The 4,067-nt window shown below is 26.7% G+C and carries 4 protein-coding genes and 1 pseudogene; 4 read left to right on the forward strand and 1 reads right to left on the reverse strand.

Annotated features, from left to right (window positions below; genetic code table 11):
- The 4 genes and pseudogenes from ACMUOV_RS04815 to ACMUOV_RS04830 form a co-directional block, all read left to right on the forward strand.
- Nucleotides 1-187: pseudogene (locus ACMUOV_RS04815) on the forward strand (radical SAM protein); the annotation flags it as partial.
- 593 nt (nucleotides 188-780) lie between these two features.
- Nucleotides 781-1,503 carry a hypothetical protein gene (locus ACMUOV_RS04820; protein ID WP_413853975.1) on the forward strand — a complete coding sequence of 241 codons (723 nt, stop codon included), beginning with the start codon at nucleotides 781-783 and terminating at the stop codon, nucleotides 1,501-1,503.
- Nucleotides 1,504-1,636: 133 nt separating this feature from the next.
- A complete protein-coding gene (locus ACMUOV_RS04825; protein WP_413853976.1) occupies nucleotides 1,637-2,413 on the forward strand; it encodes a ParA family protein in 777 nt (258 codons plus the stop codon).
- Entirely contained in the window at nucleotides 2,413-3,276 is an 864-nt protein-coding gene (locus ACMUOV_RS04830; RefSeq protein ID WP_413853977.1) for a ParB/RepB/Spo0J family partition protein, read from the forward strand. The genes ACMUOV_RS04825 and ACMUOV_RS04830 overlap by 1 nt, the downstream gene beginning before the upstream one ends.
- 367 nt (nucleotides 3,277-3,643) lie before the next feature.
- On the opposite strand, the gene ACMUOV_RS04835 is transcribed toward ACMUOV_RS04830, so the two are convergent.
- Nucleotides 3,644-4,067, reverse strand: a 424-nt coding sequence (locus ACMUOV_RS04835; protein WP_413853978.1) for a hypothetical protein, incomplete at its 5' end; no start/stop codon positions are given.

Raw genomic sequence — 4,067 nt, forward strand, 5'->3', positions numbered from 1 at the left:
AGGAAAATATATAAAAACTTATGGAAGTAACTATATCTTAAACAGTCCTAATAACAAATATTTAATGAATATATTCTATAAAACTTGTAAGCAACATAATATAATTTGTGACAATAATAAAATTTTTGAATATCTTAATACTTTTGAAAGCAAAGAAATAAAAGAAGCTCTATTAGAGTTATTTTAAAAATGTTTCATGTGAAACAATCATATAGCGGAGAATGAATATGAGCGAAAAGCAAAATAATAAAGAACAAATTAATAATTTTATAATAGAAGAAGCTATTGATAATATAAAAGATAAAAAGAGATATGATATATATAATTCTTTGATGGAGAGATAATAAGTTTTTTGAAAATATAAGAGTTCAAAAAGTTTTTTCTGTACGATATAAGAAATATTCTGATAATTCTTATGCTTTTCAAATTAAAAATGATGAAGGGAATATAATAGATAACAAAAACATATCGAAACTTAAATGTAAATGTTTTGATAGTATTTATAAAAAACTAACTGAAATTTTTGATATTGAAGATAAAGATGATAGATTCAAAAAAAAGTTAAAAGAAGCTTGCGGTGGCTCCGGTTCCGAACAAAGAAAAATCACAACTTTACATTCGTCTTCGTTATGTGCATTATTATTTTTTTATAATGTTTCTGAAGAAAATCAATTAACTTTAACAATAGATTCAAAAAAAATAACATTTATAGATGTTTTATTTGAATTTCAAAATACTGTAATAAAAGGAGGAAAACCCTCTAATGTTGATGTTGTTCTTTTGGGAAAAGATGATAATAATGATAATAAAGTGATTTTATTTTTAGAATCAAAATTTTCAGAATATTTAGATGTGTCAAGTCAATTTACTTATTTGGGATTAGACTATTTGAGAGAGTATGAATGTATTTATAATGATGATTTTCTGAAAAATATAGGGTTTAGCATTATTAAGAATGAAAAAGAACCTAAAGTTTTTAAGAAAAAAAAGAATGGGAAAATAAAAGAATATAACGGAATTGAAACTACTAATAAATCTAATAGCTATATTGAAGGTGTTAAACAAATGATATCTCATTATATAGGTATAAATAATTTATTAGAAGAAGGTTTCCATGATAAAAAAGATAACCATATAAAATTACAAAAATTATATGTTTTTTTAGATAAGGGAACTACTGAAGGATATGAAAAAATTCAATTGGATAAAAAGGAGTTAATGAAAAAATTAAAACAGAGTAAAGTATATTTGGGTGAAATATTATTTGATTTTCATAATATGAATATAGGTAACAAAGAGGATTTTTATAACTATAGCGATAAATATACAAAATTAGCTGAAAATTTAAAAGTGTTAGAAGATAAAAATAAATCAAGAAATAAAATAATAGTGTTACCACAACTTCTTACATATTCATTATTTAAAGATAATAAAGAAAATAGCAAATATAAGATAGAACATAAAATAGAAGATAAAATAAAAGAATACTATAAACTTAATTAAAATAAATAATCTTGATAAAAAATATAAAAATAATATATAATTGTTTCATGTGAAACAAAAAATTTGCAAAGCAAATTTTTTAGTGGATAAATCAAATTTGCGGCATTATACATTATTAAGAATAGGAGCTGATATGAGCAAAGTTATAGCAATAGCAAACCAAAAAGGCGGAGTAGGCAAAACTACAACGGCAATAAACCTTGCTGCAAGCTTGGCTCATCTCGGGCAGGAATGTCTTCTTATAGATATGGACCCGCAGGCAAACACAACAAGCGGTTTGGGAATAGACCAAACAGGAATAACAAAATCAATATACAATGTTTTAATAGATGAGGTTTTACTTGAAGATATTTTAAGAACTACTGCTATGGATTGGCTTGATATTGCTCCTACAACTATCGATTTAAGCGGTGCAGAAATAGAACTTGTTAACATTGAAAGAAGAGAAGAACGGTTGAAGATGGCTTTGGAAAAATTTCAAAAAGTGTATAAATACATCATTATAGATTGTCCGCCGTCTTTAGGACTTTTAACAATAAATTCTTTGGTATGTGCAGATACGGTATTAGTTCCTATGCAGTGTGAGTTTTTTGCTTTGCAGGGTTTAGGTCAACTGTCAAAAACAATTTTTACTCTCATGCAAAGATACCATTTGGATTTGGAAGGCATTTTGTTTACAATGTATGATAACAGAACAAATCTTTCACACCAGGTTGCAGACGAGGTGATAAAATTTTTCGGCGATAAGGTTTACAATACCAAAATACCGAGAACGGTTAAATTAGCGGAAGCCCCGAGTTTCGGTAAACCTATAATATTATATGATAAACACTGCAAAGGTGCAGAAGCATATTTACAACTTGCACAGGAGTTTTTACAAAAACAAAATATTAATGTGGAGAAAAAATAATGTCAAAACAAAAATTAGGCAGGGGCTTGGAAGCTATCTTATCACCTTTAACTGCCGGAACAAACAGTCAAAATACTGAAAATATTATAAATATTGCCATTGATAAAATAAAACCTAATAAATATCAACCGAGGTTAGTATTTAATGAAGAAAAATTAAAAGATTTAGCAGAATCGATAAAACAGAAAGGACTAATTGAACCTATAATGGTAGTGCAGTCCGTCGTTCCGGGTGAATATGAACTTATTGCCGGGGAAAGAAGGTTAAGGGCTTCAAAACTTGCAGGATTGACAGAAATTAAAGCAATAGTTAATAAAGCCGCTTCGGATAAAGATAAACTTGATTTGGCTTTAATAGAAAATTTACAAAGAGAAGATTTGAACCCTATAGAAGAAGCAAAAGCATATAAATTATATTCGGACAAATATAAATATACTCAGGAAGAAATATCAAAAATTGTTAATAAAAACAGAGCCGTTATTGCAAACACTTTAAGACTTTTAAATCTGGCAGAAGATATTCAAGATTTAATTTCTTCAGGTAAAATATCTTCCGGGCATGGCAGAATGCTTGCAAGTTTGGATAATAAACAGGATGTTGAAGCTTTAGCAAAAAAAATAATAGATGAAAATTTAACAGTCCGTCAAGTTGAAAATATAGTATCTGAAATTAAAACAAAAATTCCAAAAAAACATAAAAACCAAAAACAACAAAATGTTGAAATTACTAATTTGGTTGAAGAACTGCAAAGGTTATTCGGAACAAAAGTAAAAATTACTGGTAACGGTAAAAAAGGCAAAATAATACTTGATTACTGTAATTTGGAAGATTTGGAAAGAATAACAAACTCCCTAAAAAACTAAAAATTCGCAAAGCAAAGTTGGTTTATAAGGTTATTGTGGTATAGGGTTATAAGTTATTTTTTACCTTATACACCAATGCCAGTAATTATACATTATAAATTGTCGTTAATGCTTGTGGATAACCATTTGTTTTAATTATAAAAACACCATACAATCAAATTTATAAAAGATATAAAACTTATTGAAAAATCAATATAAAAAATAAAATATAATACAATAATAGCATTATTTTTATTACTTGTTAATAAGTTGGGGATAATTTTAGTTTATAAGTTTATCGGGTTATAAGGTTATAAGTTAAAACTACAGGTTATAAACTACAAAAATAACTTATAATCCAATAACCTTATCACCCTATAAACTGTTTTTAGGGTTTGTTTTTTACTACTTTAATATCCAAATCACGCAGGTTATTTGTTCTTCTGTCGGAAGGTTTAAAATCCAAATGTATTTCATAATCCTTCATTTTGTCACTGCCAAAAACAACTATCCTTTGAATATTAGAATCAACCGGATAAGTTGAAAATGTGTAAAAATACGGATTATTTCTTGCATCAATACCTAAATCATCACTAAAAAAAACTTTATCCAAAGATATATATTCGTTATGTTCTTTATAATAAACAAGTTGAGCATTTCTTATTTGGCTGCAAAGTATTTGTCCTAAAGTTAACCTTGAAGATAAAATATATTCCTGATATGTTAAAAAGATTGCAAACCCTGAAAGAACGGTTACAATAACAAGAATAATATAATTTTTAATAATTGCTATTTTATTTTTTTCCATAAAT

This window comes from Candidatus Ruminimicrobium bovinum, assembly GCF_902760015.1.
Classification (GTDB): domain Bacteria; phylum Elusimicrobiota; class Endomicrobiia; order Endomicrobiales; family Endomicrobiaceae; genus Ruminimicrobium; species Ruminimicrobium bovinum.